Origin of the sequence: Saccharopolyspora rectivirgula DSM 43747 (assembly GCF_000497205.1) — a bacterium.
Classification (GTDB): Bacteria; Actinomycetota; Actinomycetes; order Mycobacteriales; family Pseudonocardiaceae; genus Saccharopolyspora; species Saccharopolyspora rectivirgula.
Genome location: NZ_AYJW01000127.1, coordinates 1 through 1,991, shown reverse-complemented (window position 1 = coordinate 1,991; position 1,991 = coordinate 1). Strand labels below are relative to the sequence as shown.

General features: G+C 65.9%; 2 protein-coding genes and 1 pseudogene. All 3 read right to left on the bottom strand.

The features are described from left to right. A pseudogene (locus tag SREC43747_RS0119145) lies at nt 1–220 on the bottom strand (acyl-CoA dehydrogenase); the annotation flags it as partial. A gap of 1 nt (nt 221) precedes the next feature. Further along, a complete protein-coding gene (locus SREC43747_RS0119140) occupies nt 222–1,253 on the bottom strand; it encodes a phosphotransferase family protein (protein ID WP_029722985.1) in 1,032 nt (343 codons plus the stop codon). Continuing rightward, entirely contained in the window at nt 1,250–1,957 is a 708-nt protein-coding gene (locus SREC43747_RS0119135) for an HAD family hydrolase (RefSeq protein WP_037332753.1), read from the bottom strand. The genes SREC43747_RS0119140 and SREC43747_RS0119135 overlap by 4 nt, the downstream gene beginning before the upstream one ends. Nucleotides 1,958–1,991 lie beyond the last annotated feature (34 nt).

The following is a 1,991-nucleotide window of genomic DNA, read 5'->3' as shown; positions in this document are numbered from 1 at the left end:
TCAACCCGGCGCCGTGCTCGCCCGGCAGGAACAGGTTCCACAGGCCGCGCTTGCGCGCTTCCTTCTTGAGCTCCTCGACGATCGGCGGGTGACCGTAGGGGTCGTCCGTGGTGGCCAGCCACTCGGCCAGCTTCGCCTCGGCCGGGTAAACGCATTCGTCCATGAACGCGTTCAGCTCTCGGCGCAGCTCTTCGGTTCGCTCGTCGAAGGCGAAATCCATGTCATCCCTCCTTGAGGGCCGCCAGGCCCCGCGCGACCAGAGGTGCAACCAGTGCACCGACGTGCTCGAATCCCTCACCCACGGTTTGGTTGTGGATGAACCGGTAGTGAATGCCTTCGAGGATCACCGAGATCTTGAAGTACCCGAATGCGATGTACCAGTCCAGAGAGGACAGATCTGCGCCGCTCTTGGCGGAGTACCTGTCGAGCAGCTCGGTGGCCTTCGGGAAGCCGTACTCGGGGCCGACTCCCTTGGCGATCGGGTTCTCCTGGATTCCGTTGAACCCTTCCCAATAGACCACCAGCAGGCCGAGGTCGGTCAGCGGATCGCCGAGGGTCGCCATTTCCCAGTCGAGCACGGCGCTGATGTTCTGGTCCTCGCCGACCAAGACGTTGTCCAGCCGGTAGTCACCGTGGACGATGGCCGCTCGCCGGGTCTGCGGAATCCGCTCGGCCAGTTCTGCGGCCAGCTCCTCGATTCCGGGGATGTCGCGACTGCGGGAGGCCGCCAGCTGCTTGCTCCAGCGGCGGATCTGCCGTTGGAGGAACCCCTCCGGGCGGCCGAAGTCGGCCAGCCCCACCTGCTGCGGGTCGGTGCCGTGCAGCTCGGCGAGCACGTCGATCAGCTGCCAGGAGAGCTGGCGGCGCTGGTCGATGCTCAGCTTCCCGGTCAGCTCCGGTGTCCGGTACACCGTGCCGGGCACGTGCTCCATCACGTAGAAGGGGGCGCCCAGCACGGTTTCGTCCGAGCACAGCGCTATCGTCTCGGGAACCGGCACAGGAGTGCCGGAAAGCGCTGACATGACGCGGAATTCTCGGCCCATGTCGTGAGCGGTGGCCAGCACGTGGCCCAGTGGTGGGCGGCGGACGACCAGTTGCTTGGTGCCGTCGGTGACCCGGTAGGTCAAGTTCGACCGGCCGCCCTGGATGAGCTCGCCGGACAGCGGACCGCTGATCAGACCGGGTTGTTCTCGGGCCAGGTAGTCCCGCAGCTTCTCCAGGTCCAAACCCGGCAGTTCACCGGAGGCGTTCATCCACACTCCTTTGCTTGCGGCGGAACGGCTTGTGCGCGGCCGGTGTTCATCAGCCGGGGGATGAGCCGGCCCAGTTGCTGGCGGGTGGTGTCGTTGTCGGTGTGCAGGACCGCGTGCATTCCCAGGTGTTGGGCCGCTTCGGTGTTGGGGCGACCGTCGTCGACGAAGACCGTTCGCTGCGGCGGGATTCCCAGCCGCTGCAGGGCGAGCTGGTAGATGTCCGGATCGGGTTTGCGCATCCCGACTTCGGCCGAGATGACGGCGAATTCGAACAGGTCGTCCAGCTCGTCCCACGGGTAGTTGTTGCCCCAGCTGTTGGACAGCAGGGCGGTGCGGATCCCGCACGAGCGGAGTTGGCGGACGAGTTCGTGCATGCCCGGATTGCGCCGCATGTGGGAGAACAGCCGTTGCAGCAGTCCCGCTGGTTCCACCGGGCGGCCGTCTTCGGTGCTGAGCTTGTCGGCGAGCAGGACGTTGAACTCCTCAGCGGTCAGCTCGCCGGTTTCCAGTCGGTGAATGGGCGTTCCGCGCGGTGCTCTTCGGGAGAGCCACTCCTTCAGCACGGCGGAGAAGGATTCCGGCACGATCCGTTCTTCGCGGACCCAGGCCTGGATCGCGGTGCGTCCAGGGGTGGTCAGCACCCCGCCGTAGTCGAAGATCACCGCGTCGATCGCGGCGGATGCGGCAACCTCGCTGGAGCCCATGAGCGAACCATACCGACTAGACGGTATGGTGGCT